This window comes from Streptomyces aureocirculatus, assembly GCF_000720475.1.
Taxonomy (GTDB): domain Bacteria; phylum Actinomycetota; class Actinomycetes; order Streptomycetales; family Streptomycetaceae; genus Streptomyces; species Streptomyces aureocirculatus.
Genome location: NZ_JOAP01000005.1, coordinates 344709 through 361957, shown reverse-complemented (window position 1 = coordinate 361957; position 17249 = coordinate 344709). Strand labels below are relative to the sequence as shown.

15 protein-coding genes are annotated in these 17249 nt (G+C 71.3%); 7 read left to right on the top strand and 8 right to left on the bottom strand.

Going from position 1 to position 17249, the window contains the following annotated elements; translation table 11 throughout:
* Positions 1-11 precede the first annotated feature (11 nt).
* The 3 genes from alaS to IG78_RS0106865 are packed head-to-tail and all read right to left on the bottom strand — an operon-like array spanning position 12 to position 3500.
* Positions 12-2696: an alanine--tRNA ligase gene (alaS, locus tag IG78_RS0106875; protein ID WP_030560470.1), complete on the bottom strand. Its 2685-nt coding sequence runs from the start codon at positions 2694-2696 to the stop codon at positions 12-14.
* A complete protein-coding gene (locus IG78_RS0106870; RefSeq protein WP_030560469.1) occupies positions 2696-3064 on the bottom strand; it encodes a DUF6167 family protein in 369 nt (122 codons plus the stop codon). The genes alaS and IG78_RS0106870 overlap by 1 nt, the downstream gene beginning before the upstream one ends.
* Before the next feature lie 7 nt (positions 3065-3071).
* The gene (locus IG78_RS0106865) at positions 3072-3500 is read right to left on the bottom strand and encodes a DUF948 domain-containing protein (RefSeq protein WP_030560468.1); all 429 of its coding nucleotides are present in this window, start codon (positions 3498-3500) and stop codon (positions 3072-3074) included.
* 196 nt (positions 3501-3696) lie between these two features.
* Here IG78_RS0106865 and IG78_RS0106860 point away from each other — a divergent pair, with 196 nt between their 5' ends.
* Positions 3697-5913: an ATP-binding protein gene (locus IG78_RS0106860; protein WP_078964754.1), complete on the top strand. Its 2217-nt coding sequence runs from the start codon at positions 3697-3699 to the stop codon at positions 5911-5913.
* Positions 5914-5935: 22 nt separating this feature from the next.
* On the opposite strand, the gene rpsD is transcribed toward IG78_RS0106860, so the two are convergent.
* The 3 genes from rpsD to IG78_RS0106845 form a co-directional block, all read right to left on the bottom strand.
* Positions 5936-6550, bottom strand: a complete 615-nt coding sequence (gene rpsD / locus IG78_RS0106855) for a 30S ribosomal protein S4 (protein WP_030360491.1) — start codon at positions 6548-6550, stop codon at positions 5936-5938.
* Between the two features lie 328 nt (positions 6551-6878).
* On the bottom strand, positions 6879-8234 hold the full coding sequence (locus IG78_RS0106850; RefSeq protein ID WP_030560465.1) for a replication-associated recombination protein A: 1356 nt from the start codon (positions 8232-8234) through the stop codon (positions 6879-6881).
* Between the two features lie 45 nt (positions 8235-8279).
* On the bottom strand, positions 8280-8909 hold the full coding sequence (locus tag IG78_RS0106845) for a vitamin K epoxide reductase family protein (RefSeq protein WP_225881945.1): 630 nt from the start codon (positions 8907-8909) through the stop codon (positions 8280-8282).
* Positions 8910-9059: 150 nt separating this feature from the next.
* On the opposite strand from IG78_RS0106845, the gene IG78_RS0106840 reads away from it, so the two are divergent.
* Genes IG78_RS0106840 through IG78_RS0106825 form a run of 4 tightly spaced genes read left to right on the top strand, consistent with a single transcriptional unit; the run spans position 9060 to position 12767 of the window.
* Positions 9060-9926 carry an ABC transporter ATP-binding protein gene (locus IG78_RS0106840; RefSeq protein ID WP_030560462.1) on the top strand — a complete coding sequence of 289 codons (867 nt, stop codon included), beginning with the start codon at positions 9060-9062 and terminating at the stop codon, positions 9924-9926.
* Complete coding sequence (locus IG78_RS0106835) at positions 9923-10771, top strand: ABC transporter permease (protein WP_030560461.1); 849 nt, start codon at positions 9923-9925, stop codon at positions 10769-10771. The genes IG78_RS0106840 and IG78_RS0106835 overlap by 4 nt, the downstream gene beginning before the upstream one ends.
* Positions 10768-12147 (top strand): sensor histidine kinase, encoded by a 1380-nt coding sequence (locus IG78_RS0106830; RefSeq protein WP_063760710.1) that lies wholly within the window; start codon positions 10768-10770, stop codon positions 12145-12147. Before IG78_RS0106835 ends, IG78_RS0106830 begins: the two co-directional genes overlap by 4 nt.
* Complete coding sequence (locus tag IG78_RS0106825; protein ID WP_030560458.1) at positions 12144-12767, top strand: response regulator; 624 nt, start codon at positions 12144-12146, stop codon at positions 12765-12767. Before IG78_RS0106830 ends, IG78_RS0106825 begins: the two co-directional genes overlap by 4 nt.
* A 64-nt stretch (positions 12768-12831) precedes the next feature.
* Here the strand turns inward: IG78_RS0106825 and hisS are convergent, their stop codons facing one another.
* Both hisS and IG78_RS0106815 read right to left on the bottom strand, forming a co-directional pair.
* The gene (gene hisS, locus IG78_RS0106820; RefSeq protein WP_030560457.1) at positions 12832-14100 is read right to left on the bottom strand and encodes a histidine--tRNA ligase; all 1269 of its coding nucleotides are present in this window, start codon (positions 14098-14100) and stop codon (positions 12832-12834) included.
* Positions 14101-14114: 14 nt separating this feature from the next.
* Positions 14115-14828 carry an MBL fold metallo-hydrolase gene (locus IG78_RS0106815; protein ID WP_030560456.1) on the bottom strand — a complete coding sequence of 238 codons (714 nt, stop codon included), beginning with the start codon at positions 14826-14828 and terminating at the stop codon, positions 14115-14117.
* 177 nt (positions 14829-15005) lie between these two features.
* Here IG78_RS0106815 and IG78_RS0106810 point away from each other — a divergent pair, with 177 nt between their 5' ends.
* A complete protein-coding gene (locus IG78_RS0106810; RefSeq protein ID WP_030560455.1) occupies positions 15006-15833 on the top strand; it encodes a peptidylprolyl isomerase in 828 nt (275 codons plus the stop codon).
* Positions 15834-15966: 133 nt separating this feature from the next.
* Positions 15967-17196 (top strand): DUF349 domain-containing protein, encoded by a 1230-nt coding sequence (locus IG78_RS0106805; RefSeq protein ID WP_030560454.1) that lies wholly within the window; start codon positions 15967-15969, stop codon positions 17194-17196.
* Positions 17197-17249: the final 53 nt, after the last annotated feature.

Sequence of the window (17249 nt, the reverse complement as noted above, 5' to 3'; positions counted from 1 at the left end):
CGGTGCGGGCCTCAGGCCGTCTCGGCGACAAGACGCTCGACGGCGGCGACCGCGTCACCGACGGCGGCCACGTTCTGACCGCCGCCCTGGGCGACGTCCGGCTTGCCGCCGCCACCGCCACCGAGGGTCTTGGCGGCGGTGCGGACCAGGTCACCGGCCTTCAGGCCGCGCTCACGGGCGCTCTCGTTGGTGGCGATGACCGTCAGCGGACGGCCATTGGCCGAGCTGAACAGGGCCACGACCACCGGGCGGTCGCTCGCCCCCGACGCCTGGTCGAGGCGGCCGCGCACATCGAGGACCAGCTTGCGCAGGTCGTCGGCGCCGGTGCCGTCCGGGACCTGGCCGGTGACCAGAGCCACGCCCCGCACGTCCTTGGCGCCCTGGGCGAGACCGGCGGCGGCCTGCAGGACCTTCTCCGCGCGGAACTTCTCGATCTCCTTCTCGGCGTCCTTCAGCTTGGCGAGCATGCCGGAGATCTTCTCGGGCAGTTCCTCGGGACGGCCCTTGACCAGCTCCTGGAGCTGAGCGACGACCGTGTGCTCCTTGGCCAGGAAGTTGTACGCGTCGACGCCGACCAAGGCCTCGATACGCCGCACGCCGGAGCCGATGGAGGACTCGCCGAGCAGCTTCACCAGGCCGAGCTGGGCGGTGTTGTGCACATGCGTGCCGCCGCACAGCTCCTTGGAGAAGTCGCCGATGGTCACGACGCGCACGCGCTCGCCGTACTTCTCGCCGAACTCGGCGATGGCGCCCTGCTTCTTGGCCTCGTCGATCGACATGACCTCGGCCTGGACGTCCAGCTCCCGGGTCAGCACGTCGTTGATCTTCTGCTCCACGTCCGTCATGACGGTCGTGGGCACGGCGGACGGCGAGCCGAAGTCGAACCGGAAGCGGCCGGGCTGGTTCTCGGAACCGGCCTGGGCGGCCGTCGGGCCGAGCGCGTCGCGCAGCGCCTGGTGCGTGAGGTGCGTGGCGGAGTGGGCGCGGGCGATGGCACGGCGGCGGTGGGCATCGATCGAGGCCCACACCGGGGCGCCGACGGTGATCTCGCCGACCAGTACGACGCCCTTGTGGACGTGCACGCCGGGCACCGGCTTCTGGACGTCGCGGATGTCGACGACGGCACCGCTGTCGAGGCGGATGCGGCCGGTGTCACCGATCTGGCCGCCACCCTCGGCGTAGAACGGGGTGCGGTCCAGGACGATCTCGACCTCGTCACCCTCGGTGGCGGCGGGCGAGGACACTCCGTCGACGAGCAGGCCGACGATCACGGCCTCGTTCTCGGTGGCGGAGTAGCCCGTGAAGTCGGTGGCTCCGGCGCTGTCGGCGATCTCCCGGTAGGCGCCGAGGTCGGCGTGGCCGGTCTTCTTGGCCCTGGCGTCGGCCTTGGCGCGGTCCCGCTGCTCCTTCATCAGGCGCCGGAAGCCGTCCTCGTCCACGGCGAGGCCCTGCTCGGCGGCCATCTCCAGGGTGAGGTCGATGGGGAAGCCCCACGTGTCGTGCAGCAGGAACGCCTTGTCGCCGGAGAGGACCTTGCCGCCTGCGGCCTTGGTCTCGGTGACCGCGGTGTCGAGGATGTTCGTGCCGCCCTTGAGGGCCTTCAGGAAGGCGGCCTCTTCGGCGAGGGCGACCGTCTCGATGCGCTTGCGGTCGGTGATGAGCTCCGGGTACTGCTGCCCCATCGTCTCGATGACGACGTCGATGAGGTCGGCGACGACGGGACCGGTGGCCCCCATCAGACGCATGTTGCGGATGGCGCGGCGCATGATGCGGCGCAGGACGTAGCCACGGCCCTCGTTGCCGGGCGTGACGCCGTCGCCGATGAGCATGGTGGACGTACGGATGTGGTCGGCGACCACGCGCAGGGAGACGTCCGAGCCGTGGGCGGCGCCGTAGCGCACGCCGGTCAGCTCGGTGGCCTTGTCCATGACGACGCGCAGGGTGTCGGTCTCGTACATGTTCTGTACGCCCTGGAGGATCATGGCGAGACGCTCGAGACCCAGGCCCGTGTCGATGTTCTTCGACGGCAGGTCGCCGAGGATCGGGAAGTCCTCCTTGCCGTCGCCCGCACCGCGCTCGTACTGCATGAAGACCAGGTTCCAGATCTCCACGTAGCGCTCGTCGTTGACGGCGGGGCCGCCCTCTGCGCCGAACTCGGGACCGCGGTCGTAGTTGATCTCGGAGCACGGACCGCAGGGCCCGGGGACGCCCATGGACCAGAAGTTGTCCTTCTTGCCCAGGCGCTGGATGCGCTCCTTGGGGACACCGACCACCTCGTGCCAGATCCGCTCGGCCTCGTCGTCGTCGAGGTAGACGGTGATCCACAGACGTTCCGGGTCCAGGCCGTAGCCACCGTCGGCCACGGAGCCGGTGAGCAGCTCCCAGGCCAGCTTGATGGCGCCTTCCTTGAAGTAGTCCCCGAAGGAGAAGTTGCCGCACATCTGGAAGAACGTGCCGTGCCGGGTGGTCTTGCCGACCTCTTCGATGTCGGGCGTACGCACGCACTTCTGCACGCTGGTGACGCGCGGGGCGGGCGGCTTGACCTCACCCAGGAAGTAGGGCTTGAAGGGGACCATGCCCGCGGGGACCAGGAGCAGAGTCGGGTCGTCCGCGATCAGCGACGCCGAAGGGACGACGGTGTGCCCGCGCTCCTCGAAGAAGCTCAGCCAGCGGCGGCGGATTTCAGCCGACTCCATCAGTGGTCCTCATTCCGGTTGTTCGAGTACGTCGGGTTCGCGGCGTCCCTCGGGTATGCCGCGCTCTCCAGGTACTTCGGTTTCTTCTCGGTGTGGTGCTCGACGACGGCGAAGCGCCGGCCGGGCAGTTCGGGCTCGACCGGGGCGTTCAGACCGAGGGCCTCGTCGAGCTCCGCCTCCCGCTCTGCCATGCCGTCGCGGACGTCGAGCGCGAAGTCCTTGAGCCGGTGACCGGCTTCGATCGCCTTGTCGGCGGCCCGCGCGGCGAGGCTTTCGGGGGTGAGCTGCTTCAGCTTGCGGTTGACCTTGGTGGTGGCCCATACGCCGGCGGCTGCGCCCGCGGTGAACCAGAACGTACGGCGGAACATCGCTGCGTCAGTCCTTCTTCCGCTTGCCCCGCCGTGCGGACGGGAGGGTGCGGCCCACGACCACCGTCCGACGGGACGGCTTGGCGGGCTCTTCCTTTCGACCGAGGGCCCGGCGCACGCCGTAACCGAAGGCCGCGACCTTGACCAGCGGGCCGCCGAAGGTGGACGCCACGGTCGTGGACAGCGCCGACGCGTTCGACGTGACTTCCTGGACGTCCGTCGCGATGGCGTCCACGCGGTCGATCTGGGTCTGGGCGGAGCGCACCGCCGTGGAGGCGTCGGCGAGCAGGGGCACCGCCTGTTCGGTCACGTCCGCCACGAGCTTGGTGGTCGCCCTGAGCGTCTGTGCCAGCCTCGCCAGCGCCACGGCGAGGAAGGAGACCAGAATCGCCCAGAAGACGGCCACCAGGATCCCGGCCACCTCTCCACCGGACACTGCGCACCGCTCCCTGAGACATCGCCCTGGATTCCAGGGTCGCCGGACGTCGAAAAGTCGTCCTCCGACCCTATCGCGCCGGGGCCCCGGCTCCGTACCGCATTACCGCACGCGCAGCAGTGGACGCGAGGGCATTCCCGAACAGGGCACGAAGTGATTGTACGGAATGCTTACGCCTGAGTACGCTCCGTACCTCTTGCGACGTCCTCAGCGGCCCGACGACCGTCAAAGCGATGCCTCCACCCCCTCCCCCAACTGCCCGCCCGCGCCCGGGAACCTCCCGGCCGAGCTGACCGCCTTCTTCGGGCGCCACACCGAACAGGCGGCGCTGACCTCGGCGTTGGCGACCGCTCGGCTGGTCACGGTGACGGGCGTGGGCGGGGTCGGCAAGTCGCGGCTCGCCGTGCGCGCGGCCGCCGCGACGGGGCCGCGGGACGGTGCCTGGCTGGTGGAGCTGGCGGCGGTACGGGATCCGGACCTCGTGGAGCACGCGGTGGCGAGCGCGCTCGACCTGACGGACCACACGAGCCGCGCGCCCCGGCAGGTGCTGCTCGACCGGCTCGCGGGGCGGGAGCTGCTGCTCGTAGTCGACGGCTTCGAGCACCTGGTGGACGCGACCGCCTCCCTGGTGCGTGAGCTGCTGCTGCGCTGCCCGGGTCTGCGGGTGCTCGCCGCGGGCCGCAGACCGCTCGGCACCGCGGGTGAGCGGCTCCTGCCGCTCGCGCCGATGCCGGAGGCGGACGCGGCTGCGCTGTTCACCGACCGCGCGGCGGCGTGTCTGCCCGGCTTCGCTCCCGCCGGCCACGACCGAGCCGCCGTCCTGGAGCTGTGCCGGCGGCTCGACGGCATCCCCCTCGCCCTGGAACTGGCGGCGGGCCGGCTGCGCGCCCTGTCCCCCGGTCAGCTCCTGGCCCGCCTCGACGACCGGTTCCGGTTGCTCTGCGGGGGGCGCGGGGATCTGCTGCCGCGGCATCAGACGCTGCGTACGGCGATCGGCTGGAGCCACGAGCTGTGCAGCCCGCGGGAGCGGCTGCTGTGGGCGCGGCTCACGATCTTCTCAGGACCCTTCGACCTGGAGGCCGTCGAGTACGTGTGCAGCGGCGACGGACTGCACGCCGATGACGTCCTCGACGTCCTGGAGGAGTTGCTCGCGCAGTCCGTGGTGTCCCGCGAGGAGAGCCCGACGGGCGTGCGCTACCGCATGCTCGACACGGTGCGGGCCTATGGCGCGGAGTGGCTGGCGGGCGCCGGTGACGCGGCGCGGATGCGGCGCCGCCACCGCGACTGGTACATGGGTCTCGCCACCTGGTGCGAGCTGGACTGGTTCTCGCCCCGGCAGGCGGAGGTCGCCACGCTCGTCGAGTGCGAGCTGCCCAATCTGCGGGCCGCGCTCGAGTTCTGTCTGACCGACCCGGACGAGACGCACCTGGGTCAGTATCTGGCGGGCACGCTGTGGTTCTGCTGGGTCGGCTGCGGGCGCCTCGCGGAAGGCAGGCACTGGCTGGACCGGGCCGTCGACCTTGACGGCGCGCACGAGGACGCGCGGCTGAAGGCGCTGTACGTCCTCGGCTATGTGGCGATCCTGCAGGGCGACACGGTGCCCGCGCTGTGCGCGCTTCAGGAGTGCCGGGACGAGGCGGAGCGCACCGGCAGCGACGCCGCCGCCGCGTACGCGGTGCACCGGCTGGGCTGTCTCGCCCTGGTCACGGACGACATGCCGCGCGCGGAGCGGCTGCTGCGGGCGGCGCTGGAGGAGTACCGGCGGATCGGGGAGCTGAACAGCAACGTCCTGATGGGCCAGGTCGAGCTGGCGATGGCGCTCGCCTTCCAGGGCTCGCTCGGGGACGCGGTGGAGCTGTGCGAGGACGTGCGCCGGGTCTGCGAGGGCCATGGGGAGCGCTGGGCGCTGGCCTACGCGCTGTACGTCCTCGGTTACGCGGCCTGGACGCGGGGCGAGCACGGCCGGGCGCGGGACCTGGTCGTCCGGTGCCTCGACCTGGACCACACCTTCCACGACCTCCTCGGCACGGCCTTGGCCGTCGAGCTGCTCGCCCTGTTCACGGTGGCGGAGGGCGACGCGGCGGAGGCGGCGGTGCTACAGGGGGTGGCGGCGCGGATCTGGGCGTCGGTGGGTCTTCCGCTGTTCGGTTCGGAGTACTTCGGCGGGCCGCACGCGCTGTGCGAGGCGCAGGCCCGGGAGCGTCTCGGCGACGAGCGGTACGAGTCGCACGTGCGGGTCGGCGCCGGGCTCGCCCCCGATGCGGGGGTGTCGCGGGCGCTGCGGCCCCGGCACGGGCGGGTGCCGGGCGGGCGCCGTCCGGGCCGCGGGGAGGCGGCCGCCCCCGGCGGGGCCCCGGAAACGCGCGAACCCGCCGTCTCCCCGACCACGTGGGGCGGGGAGACGGCGGGCTGAGGCAGGTGAGGCTACGTCCGGATCAGCGGGCGTAGTACTCGACGACGAGCTGCTCGTCGCAGATCACGGGGATCTCCTTGCGGTTCGGCTCGCGGTCCAGGCGGAAGGCCAGGGCCTTGAGGTTCACCTGGAGGTAGCGCGGGGTCTCGCCGTCGGCGGCGAAGCCACCCTCGCGCGCGACCTCGAACAGCGGCTTCTGACGGCTGCGCTCACGGACCATGACGACGTCGTCCGGCTTGACGCGGAAGGACGGCTTGTCGACCTTCTGGCCGTTGACCTCGATGTGGCCGTGGACGACCATCTGGCGGGCCTGGTAGATGGTGCGGGCGATGCCCGAACGCAGAACCAGGGCGTCGAGACGACGCTCCAGCTCGATCACCAGGGCCTCACCGGTCTTGCCCTGGGTCTTGGCGGCACGCTCGTAGGCGCGGACGAGCTGACGCTCGGACACGTCGTACTGCGCGCGCAGACGCTGCTTCTCCAGCAGACGGACCTTGTAGTCCGAGTTCTGCTTGCGGCCGCGGCCGTGCTCGCCCGGCGGGTAGGGGCGGGCCTCGAAGTACTTGACGGCCTTCGGGGTCAGCGCGATGCCGAGCGCACGCGACTTCTTGACCTTGGGGCGGGACTGGTTCGGCATGAACCAAACACCTCTGCTCTTCTGTACGAAATCGGCTTCACCAGGGTTAGGGGAGGTCGCATCCGCAGCCTGGGAAACCCGACTCGTCCCTGCGGGACGGGTCCGGCAGCCGCTCCCTGGTCTGGGCACTATGTGCAGCACGCGAGTGGCCCACCGACCGTTTCCCGGGATCCGGGAGGGTGGTGGGCTGCCCGCGACACCTTCGACGGTGCGCGACGCTCCTGGAGCTCCCCGCCCGGGGGCCGGGGCTCCGGCTGGATGTCCCGTTCTGGTGGTGCCGGTACGGGACCGGCACGGGACGCAGCGCTCCGAGGATTCTACAGGGCGCTCAGGACCGCTTGCGACCGAGGTGCTTCCTCGTCCACTCGACGGCGTCGGCGTACCGCGCCTCCGCGCCGTGCCGGGTGGGGGTGTAGTACTCGCGGTCCCGGAGCTCTTCCGGGGCGTACTCCTGGGCGGCGATGCCCTCGGGCAGGTCGTGCGGATACACATAGCCCTGGGCGTGGCCGAGCTTGGCCGCACCCTTGTAGTGGCCGTCGCGCAGGTGGGGCGGGACGGGGCCCGCGTGGCCCTTGCGGACGTCTTCGAGGGCGGCGCCGATGGCCGTCGTCGCGGCGTTCGACTTCGGGGCGAGGGCGAGGGCGATCGTGGCGTGGCTGAGGGTCAGGGCGGCCTCGGGGAAGCCGATCATCGCGACGGCCTGGGCGGCGGCGACGGCGGTGGGCAGGGCCGTGGGGTCGGCGAGGCCGATGTCCTCGCTGGCGGAGATCATCAGGCGGCGGGCGATGAACCGCGGGTCCTCGCCCGCCTCGATCATGCGGGCCAGATAGTGCAGCGCCGCGTCGACGTCCGAGCCGCGGATGGACTTGATCAGGGCGCTCGCGACGTCGTAGTGCTGGTCGCCCGCGCGGTCGTACTTCACGGCGGCCCGGTCGACCGACTCCTCCAGGGTCTGGAGGGTGATCTCCTTCTCGGCCTTGGCGAGGGCCGAGCCCGCGCCCGCCTCCAGGGCGGTGAGCGCGCGGCGGGCGTCGCCGCCCGCGATCCGCAGGATGTGCTCCCTCGCCTCGTCGGGCAGCGTGACGGCGCCGCCGAGGCCGCGCTCCTCCGTGAGGGCACGCTCCAGGAGGCCCCGCAGGTCGTCGTCCGTGAGCGGTTCCAGCGTGAGCAGCAGGGAGCGGGACAGGAGCGGGGAGATCACCGAGAAGTACGGGTTCTCCGTGGTCGCCGCGATCAGCGTCACCCAGCGGTTCTCGACGGCGGGCAGCAGGGAGTCCTGCTGGGCCTTGCTGAAGCGGTGGATCTCGTCGAGGAAGAGGACGGTCTCCTTGCCGTGGCCGCCCATGGCGCGACGGGCGCCTTCGATGACCGCGCGGACCTCCTTCACGCCCGCGGTGATCGCGGAGAGCTCCACGAAGCGCTTGTTCGTCGCCTTGGAGACCACGTACGCCAGAGTGGTCTTGCCGATGCCGGGCGGGCCCCACAGGAACACCGACGAGGGCCCGGCGGGGCCGCCCTCGCCTTCGCCGACGAGGCGCCGCAGCGGTGATCCCGGCCGCAGCAGATGCTGCTGGCCGACTACTTCTTCGAGCGTGCGCGGACGCATGCGGACGGCCAGCGGACTCGCGGACGGGTCCTTCTCCTGGCGGTCCTCTGCTGCGGCGGTGAACAGGTCTGGCTCCACGTCGAAAACCCTATGCCACCCCACTGACAACCGGCTCCGCCCGCCTCAGATCCAGAGGTCGGAACCCCAGCGCGTGAAGATCAGCACCGCGATGACGCCTACGTGCATGACCGGAAGCGCCCACGTGAAGTCCTCGAAGAAGGTCTTCAGCCAGCCCGGTGCGGGCAGGAAGCCGTGGCGGACATTGAAGGACGTGACGTACCAGAACATCAGGATGGTGGCGACCCACGCCAGGCAGCACCACAGGCACAGGGCGTTGATGCGGTAGAGCGACTGGAACTGCAGCCAGGTGCAGAAACCCACGCCGAAGAGCGTGCCCGCGTTGAGCGTCAGCCAGTACCAGCGCGGGAAGCGGGCGCGGCCGAGCAGGCTCATGCCGACGCAGATGACGACGGCGTACGCCGCGAGGCCCAGCATCGGGTTCGGGAAGCCGAACGCCTCCGCCTGGTCGCTCTTCATGATGCTGCCGCAGGCGACGACCGGGTTGATGCTGCATCCCGGCTGGAAGTTGGGGTCCTTCAGGAGCTCGAACTTGTCGAGCGTGATGATCCAGGAGGCGAGCAGTCCGGCCGCGCCGGTGATCACCAGCAACAGCGCGAGCCCCCGGCTGCCGCCGACCGCCCCGGGGGCGTCCGCGCGGTCGTCGCCGGCCTCGGCACCGTCCTTCACTGACATCGTTTTGCTCATCACGCCGTTCCGTCGCTCGTGAGTGGCCTGCGGGCAGGGTCATTGTGCCGTACGTGCCTGTGTGTCCACCGTTCGGTGGACAAAAGCAGGTACGTATGGGGGTCCCCCGTTGTTCGCCGGGACGGGACGCTCGATGTCATGACGACAGCAGCGAGCCGACTCGCCGTCGACGTCCGGGGGCTGCGCAAGAGGTACGGGCCCGTGCCGGCGGTGGACGGCGTCGATCTGGCGGTGCGGCACGGCGAGATCTTCGGCATTCTCGGGCCGAACGGCGCGGGCAAGTCCACGACCGTGGAGATCCTCCAGGGCCACCGCACCCGGGACGAGGGCGAGGTGTCCGTCCTGGGCGCCGACCCGGCGACGGCGGACCGTGCCTGGCGTGCCCGCGTCGGCATCGTCTGGCAGGACGAGTCGGCGCCCGCCGAGCTCACGGTCCGCGAGACGGTCAGCCACTTCGCGGGCTACTACCCGCGGCCGCGCCCGGTGCGGGACGTGATCGCGCTGGTCGGCCTCCAGGAGAAGGCGGACAGCCGGATCAAGGCGCTCTCGGGCGGGCAGCGGCGCCGCCTCGACGTGGCGCTCGGCATCATCGGCGGGCCGTGCCTGCTGCTGCTCGACGAGCCGACGACGGGCTTCGACCCGGCCGCCCGCCGCCAGTTCTGGGACGTCGTCCGGCGGCTCGCGGGCGAGGGCACCACGGTCGTCCTCACCACGCACTACCTCCAGGAGGCCGAGGCGCTCGCCGACCGTCTCGTGGTGATCGCCGCGGGCCGGGTGGTCGCCGAGGGCGATCCGGCGGGGCTGCGCCGAAGGTACGGCTCCGAGGCCAGGGTGGAGTGGACCGACCCCGACGGCACGCCGCGTGAGATCCGGACGACGACCCCGACCAGAACCGTCGCGGAGCTCATGAGCCGCTTCGGCGGCGAGATCCCCGGCCTGAAGGTCGGCCGCCCCAGCCTGGAGGACGTCTATCTCCGTCTGACCGGACAGGAGGACGAGCGATGACCACGACGCCGACGCGCGGCACGCCCCGATCGGCCCCCGCCGAGCGCCTGCCAGGGGCCTGGTCGGTGGGCTGGCAGCAGGGCGCGCTGGAGGTGAAGCAGTTCTTCCGCCAGCGTGAGCAGGGCGTGTTCACGTTCGCGTTCCCGGTGGTGCTGCTCTTCCTGTTCGCGTCGATCTTCAAGGACGACGTGGCGGGCGCGGGCGTCACCGCCTCCCAGCTCTATGTCGCCGCGATGATCGGTGCGGGCATCATGTCCATCAGCTTCCAGTCGCTCGGCATCGCCATCGCCATGGAGCGCGACGAGCATGTGCTGCGCAGGCTGCGCGGCACCCCGATGCCGCCGACCGCGTACTTCCTCGGCAAGGTCTGGCTGGTCCTGGTCACCGGCGTCCTGGAGACCGCGGTGCTGCTCGCCGTCGGTGCGACGGTGTTCGACCTGGACCTGCCGACGTCCCCGGAGAAATGGCTCACCTTCGCCTGGATCTTCGTGCTCGGCCTGACCGGCTGTGCGCTGCTCGGCGTCGCGGTCAGCAGCGTGCCGCGCTCCGGCCGCAGCGCCTCGTCCGTGGTCGTCCTGCCCTTCCTGGTGCTGCAGTTCATCTCCGGCGTCTATATAGCCATCGACACGGTTCCGGACTGGATGCTGACGCTCGGTGCCCTGTTCCCGCTCAAGTGGATGTGCCAGGGCTTCCGCGGAGTGTTCCTGCCGGAGTCGGCGCAGGTCCTCGAACAGGCGGGGAGTTGGGAGTACGGACGCATCGCCCTGGTGCTCAGCGCCTGGTGCGTCGGAGGATTGGTGCTGTGTCTGGGGACCTTTCGCTGGAAGAGCCGGCGCGACGGATGAGCGGGGCGCCCGTCCGGCGCGGATGGGACGGCCCCGCGCCCGGACCACACGGACGAGTCGGCCCGGCGCCCGGACCACACGGACGGGTCGGCTCGGTACCCGGGCCACACGGACCGGTCGGCCCGGCGCCGGGGCCGCGCGGCGAGAACCTGTGGGACCGCAGCTTTCTGATCTGGGACTGCTACTTCGCCGTGGTGTGGGTCGGCGCCCTCGTCCTCGCGCTCACCGCCGAGGGCCCGGGCACCGCGGCCCGGGCGGCGTCCGCCGCGCTGATCGTCCTGCTCCTTGTCTGGTACGTGGTCGACGGGCGTCGGGTCCTGATCTCCGAGGGCGCCGACGAGCGCAGGGCCGTACGCCACTTCGTCGTCACCGCGGCCCTGTTCGTGGCGACCGGCGCGTTCGTCACCGAGACGCGGCTGCTGACGTTCGCGCTGGTGCCGCAGTGCTTCATCGCGCTGCGGCTGCCGCACGCCGTCGTGACGGTGGCCGTGATCAACGTGGCGCCGGTGGCTGGCTGGGCGCTGCTGTGGCGGCCGGATGCACAGGACATCTTCCTGAACTCCGTGGGCGCGGCGGTGTCCCTGGTCTTCGGCACGGCGCTCGGCTCCTGGATCATCCGGATCATCGCGCAGAGCCAGGAGCGGGCCGATCTGATCGCGGAGCTCGACGCGAGCCGCGAGGAAGTGGCCCGGCTCTCCGCCGAGCGCGGTGCCCTCGACGAGCGCGAGCGCATGTCCCGCGAGATCCACGACACCCTCGCCCAGGGCTTCACCAGTCTGCTGATGCTCGGCCAGGCCGTCGAGGCGGAGCTGGAGCACGATGTGCGCGCGGCCCGCAGGCACCTGGAGCTGATGCAGGCCACCGCCCGGCAGAACCTCGCGGAGGCCCGCTCCCTGGTGGCCGGGCGCGCACCGGCCGACCTGGACGGCGGCTCGCTCCCGGACGCCCTGCACCGGGTGGCCGCCCGCCACGGCGCCGCCGTCACGGTCACCGGAACGGCACAGGCGCTGCCTCCCGCCCTGGAGGTCGTGGCCCTGCGCGCCTGCCAGGAAGCGCTGACCAACGTGGCGAAGCACGCGGGCCCCGACGCCGGGGTGCGGGTCACGCTCGACTACCGCCCTGGCGCCCTCACACTGGCGGTCCGCGACACCGGCCGCGGCTTCGACACCGGGGTGCGCCAGGCGGGTTTCGGGCTGCCGGGACTGCGGACGCGCGCGGCGGAGGTCAGCGGCACGGCCGACGTGACCAGCGGCCCGGACGGCACGACGGTCACCGTACGACTGCCGCTGCCGCAGCACCCGGACCAGGACCACCGGCCCCCGCACCCCCGTGGAGCGCCCGCCCCTGCCCCGGGCACCGAAAGGACCGCGCCGTGATCCGTGTCCTGCTCGCCGACGACCACCCGGTGGTCAGGGAGGGCCTGCGCGCCATGCTCAGCGCCGAACCCGACCTGGACGTCGTCGCCGAGGCCGCGAACGGACCGCAGGCCGAGGCGCTCGCCGCCCAACTGCGCCCGGACATCGTCCTGATGGACCTGCGGATGCCCGGCGGCGACGGCGCGGACGCGATCGTCAGGATGACGGCGGCGGGCCTGCCGTGCCGGATCATCGTCCTGACGACGTACGAGACGGACCGGGACATCCTGCGGGCGGTCGAGGCGGGCGCGGCGGGCTATCTCCTCAAGGACCTGGCCCGCGGCGAGCTGGCCGAAGCGGTGCGTGCGGCGGCGCGCGGCGAGACCGTCCTCGCCCCGTCGGTGGCGGCCCGCCTGGTGGACCAGTTGCGCGCAAGACCGGAGCGGCCGCGCCTGTCGGAACGGGAGACGGCAGTCCTGCGCCTCGTCGCGGAGGGCTGCACGAACGCCGAGATCGGCCGTCGGCTGCACATCGGCGAGTCGACGGTGAAGACGCATCTGCTGCGCGTGTTCGGCAAGCTGGAGGTGACCGACAGGACAGCAGCGGTGACGCATGCGCTGCGCCTGGGCGTCCTGGACTGAGCGCGCACGCCGAGGGGGCGGGACCCAAGGCCCCGCCCCCACCGAGCCGAAAAAGTCGGCCCCGCTAGGCGCGCTTCAGCTTCTCCTTCAGGACCGCGACGAACTCCTCCACCGCCAGCGCCTCCTGCTCCCCGGACTCCATGTCCTTGAGCTGGACGACGCCCTCGGCGAGGTCGCGCTCACCGGCGACGACGGCGTAGCGCGCGCCGCTGCGGTTCGCGTTCTTCATGGCGCCCTTGAGGCCCTTGCCGCCGTAGGAGAAGTCCGCGGCGATCCCGGCCCGGCGCAGCTCCGTCACCTTGGCGAACAGGACCCGCCGCGCCTCGTCGCCGAGGGGCACCGCGAACACGCTGGTGGCCGCGGGCAGGTCGAGCGTGATGCCCTCGGCCTGAAGGGCGAGCACCGTGCGGTCGACGCCGAGCGCCCAGCCCACGGACGGCAGCGCGGGCCCGCCGATCATCTCGGAGAGGCCGTCGTAGCGCCCGCCGCCGCCGACCGCGGACTGCGAGCCCAGGCCGTCGTGGACGAACTCGAAGGTGGTGCGCGTGTAGTAGTCGAGGCCGCGGACCAGCTTCGGGTCGTCCTCGTAACGGACGCCCTGCGCGGTCAGGAGCTCACGCACCTGCTCGTGGTAGTCCTTGCAGGCGTCGCACAGATAGTCGCGCAGCATGGGCGCGCCCACGAGCTGCTTCTGCACCTCGGCGCGCTTGTCGTCCAGGACGCGCAGCGGGTTGATGTCGATACGCCGACGTGTCTCCTCGTCCAGGTCGAGTCCGCGCAGGAAGTCCTGGAGGGCGGCGCGGTAGACGGGACGGCACTCCTTGTCGCCGAGGGAGTTCAGCAGGATGCGGAACTCCTTCAGGCCGAGGGCGCGGTACGCCTGGTCGGCGAGGATGATCAGCTCGGCGTCGAGCGCCGGGTCCTCGGCACCGATGGCCTCCGCGCCGACCTGCGAGAAGTGACGGTAGCGACCCTTCTGCGGGCGTTCGTAGCGGTAGTACGAGCCCGAGTACCAGAGCTTGACCGGGAGGTTGCCGGACTTGTGCAGGTTGCCTTCGAGAGCGGCGCGCAGCACGGAGGCGGTGCCTTCGGGGCGCAGGGCGAGCTGGTCCCCTCCGCGTGTCGTGAAGGCGTACATCTCCTTGTTGACGATGTCGGTCGACTCGCCGACACCGCGCGCGAACAGCTCGACGTTCTCGAAGCCGGGCGTCTCGACGTAGCCGTATCCGGAGTTGCGCAGCGGCGTCGCGATGGCGTCGCGTACCGCGAGATAGGTCGCGGAGTCCGGCGGCAGCAGGTCGTAGGTGCCCTTGGGGGCCTTGAAGGTGCTCACTGGGGGTTCTCTCGTCACATTCCTCGTCGTGGGGCGGACGTGCCGTCCGCGCCCAGGCCGGCGGCCACCTGCCGCAGATACGGGTTGGTGGCGCGCTCCTGGCCGATGGTCGTCTGGGGGCCGTGGCCCGACAGCACCACGGTCGAGTCGTCGAGCGGCAGGCACACGCGGCCGAGCGACTCGAGGATCTCGGGGTGCGATCCGCCGGGCAGATCGGTGCGTCCGATGGAGCCGGCGAACAGCAGGTCACCCGAGAAGAAGACCGACGGGATGTCGGCGGCCTCGGGCATCCTGAACGTCACCGACCCCTTCGTATGCCCCGGCGCGTGCGCGACGGAGAAGTCGAGCCCGGCCAGCTCCAGGCGGGAGCCGTCCGTCAGCTCCCGCACGTCGTCGGGCTCCCCGATCGTCAGCTCGCCCATGAGCGGCATCCCGATGGAGCGGCCGAGTGCCTTCTCCGGGTCGCTCATCATGTACCGGTCCTCGGGGTGGATCCACGCGGGGACGTCATGCGCGCCGCAGACCGGCACGACCGAGGCGACGTGGTCGATGTGGCCGTGCGTGAGGATGACGGCGACGGGCTTGAGCCGATGCTTCCTGAGCGCTTCCTCGACTCCCTCGGTGGCCTGGTGCCCCGGGTCGATGATCACGCACTCCTCGCCCGCGGCGGGGGCGACCAGGTAGCAGTTGGTGCCCCAGGCCCCGGCGGGAAACCCGGCAATGAGCACGATCGTCCTTCGTTTGTCGTCCGGTGGAGGTGGCTGTGTCGTCCGGCGGCGGTGGCAGCGGAGATTGCGGCAGATCAGAGCCTACCGGCGCTGCCGATTCCACAGCCAACCCGTATACGGTACGGGGCTAACCCAGACGTACCGAGACGTACGACGAGACGCACAAGGAGTCCCCCGGTGGTCAGCCAGGAACAGCGGCGCAAGCAGCTCGCGCGGGAGAAGTTCTTGCGGCAGCAGGAGCGGCGGGAGGCCGCGCAGCGCCGGCGGCGGATGCGCAACGCGGTGATCGCGGGTGCGCTCGCGGTGGTCGTGGCGGGCGGAGCGGTCTCGTACGCGGCCGGCGCCTTCGACGACGGCGGCTCGACGAAGGACGACGCGGCACCCGAGGCGACGCCGAGCAAGCCCGGGGACCCCTGCCGGAAGGCCGCGCCGGGCAAGATCAAGCCGATGAGCTTCAAGAAGGAGCCGGCGCTCACCGTCGACAAGTCGGCTTCGTACGCGATGAAGCTGAGCACCACGTGCGGCGACATCGGCATCGACCTGGACGCGGCGAAGGCCCCGCACACCGTCAACTCGTTCGACTTCCTGGTCGACAAGGGCTACCTGGACCACACCACGTGCCACCGCCTCACCGCGGGCAACGTCAACGTCCTGCAGTGCGGTGACCCCAAGGGCACCGGTGAGGGCGACCCCGGGTACTCCCTTCCGGACGAGAACCTGAAGGACGAGCGGCTGCGCGGCGGCGTCTATCCCGCGGGCACGGTCGCCATGGCCAACCGGTACAACGCACAGAAGAAGCAGGGCCGTGACACCGGCGGCAGCCAGTTCTTCCTCGTCTACCAGGACAGCAAGCTGCCGCCCGACTACACCCCGTTCGGAACGATCTCCGACGACGGCATGAAGGTGCTCAAGAAGATCGCCGCCGCAGGTGAGAGCAGTGGGCAGGGCGACGGCACCCCGAACGCGACGGTCGTCATCGACAAGGCCACCGTCCGCAAGTCCTGACCTCCGGCGGGTGAATTTCGCTCGCGCTGGATGCGGACAGCATCCCCGCCGGTCGCCTATGTTGGCGGTGACGAAACTGTGGACGATGCCGGGGGTCTGTGGCCCTGCGCAGGCATCATGTGGAGGAGGCGCTGTGAGCAGCGACCCGTGGGGCCGCGTCGACGAGACGGGGACCGTGTACGTGCGTACGGCCGACGGCGAGCGAGTGGTCGGTTCGTGGCAGGCAGGATCTCCCGACGAGGCCCTGGCCTATTTCGAGCGCAAGTACGACGGTCTGGTCGTCGAGATCGGACTTCTCGAGCGCCGGGTGAAGACGACCGATCTGTCGGCGAAGGACGCGACGACCGCCATCGACCATCTGCGCCAGCAGGTCGACGAGGCGCACGCCGTCGGTGATCTGGCCGCCCTCGGCAAGCGCCTCGACCAACTGGTCGAGACCGTCGAGGCGCGCCGTGAGGAGCGCAAGGCCCAGAAGGCCAAGCAGTCGGACGAGGCACGGCACTCCAAGGAGGCCCTGGTCGCCGAGGCCGAGGAGCTGGCGCAGAGCGAGCAGTGGCGTGCGGCGGGCGAGCGGCTGCGGGCCCTGGTGGACACCTGGAAGGGCCTGCCCCGCCTCGACCGGAAGTCCGACGACGAGCTCTGGCACCGCTTCTCGCACGCCCGTTCGGCGTTCTCCAAGCGCCGCAAGGCCCACTTCGCCTCGCTCGACGCGCAGCGCGAGGACGCCCGCAAGGTTAAGGAGAAGCTGGTCGCCGAGGCCGAGGCGCTCTCGGGCTCGACGGACTGGGGCCCCACGGCCGCGCGGTACCGGGAGCTGATGTCCGACTGGAAGGCCGCGGGCCGTGCCCAGCGCGAGCACGAGGACGACCTGTGGAACCGCTTCCGCGGCGCCCAGGACGTCTTCTTCGCCGCCCGCAGCTCGGTGTTCGCGGAGCGCGACGCCGAGCAGTCGGAGAACCTGAAGCTGAAGGAGGAGCTGGCCGAGGAGGCCGAGAAGCTCGTCCCGGTGACGGATCTGAAGGCGGCCCGCGCGGCCTTCCGTTCCCTCAACGAGCGCTGGGAGGCCATCGGCCATGTCCCGCGTGACGCCCGCCCGAAGGTCGAGGGCCGGATGCACGCGGTGGAGCGGGCGCTGCAGGAGTCCGAGGAGGCCGAGTGGCGCCGGACCAACCCGGAGGCGCGGGCTCGGGCCGAGGGCCTCACGGGCCAGCTCCAGGCCGCCGTCGACAAGCTCCAGGGCCAGATCGAGACGGCGCGCGCCGCGGGCAACAGCTCCAGGGCGGACAAGCTCCAGAGGGAGCTCGACGGCCGTCAGGCGCTGCTTGAGCAGGCGCTCAAGGGTCTGCAGGAGTTCGGCGGTTAGCCAGAGGTCACATGCCGAGGGGCTTGCGTACGGTGCGTACGCAAGCCCCTCGG

Excerpts from the sequence above, each read along its gene's own strand:
- alaS (WP_030560470.1), bottom strand. The coding sequence starts at position 2,696 with ATGGAGTCGGCTGAAATCCGCCGCCGCTGGCTGAGCTTCTTCGAGGAG.
- IG78_RS0106870 (WP_030560469.1), bottom strand. The coding sequence starts at position 3,064 with ATGTTCCGCCGTACGTTCTGGTTCACCGCGGGCGCAGCCGCCGGCGTA.
- rpsD (WP_030360491.1), bottom strand. The coding sequence starts at position 6,550 with ATGCCGAACCAGTCCCGCCCCAAGGTCAAGAAGTCGCGTGCGCTCGGC.
- IG78_RS0106845 (WP_225881945.1), bottom strand. The coding sequence starts at position 8,909 with ATGTCAGTGAAGGACGGTGCCGAGGCCGGCGACGACCGCGCGGACGCC.
- IG78_RS0106840 (WP_030560462.1), top strand. The coding sequence starts at position 9,060 with ATGACGACAGCAGCGAGCCGACTCGCCGTCGACGTCCGGGGGCTGCGC.
- IG78_RS0106835 (WP_030560461.1), top strand. The coding sequence starts at position 9,923 with ATGACCACGACGCCGACGCGCGGCACGCCCCGATCGGCCCCCGCCGAG.
- IG78_RS0106830 (WP_063760710.1), top strand. The coding sequence starts at position 10,768 with ATGAGCGGGGCGCCCGTCCGGCGCGGATGGGACGGCCCCGCGCCCGGA.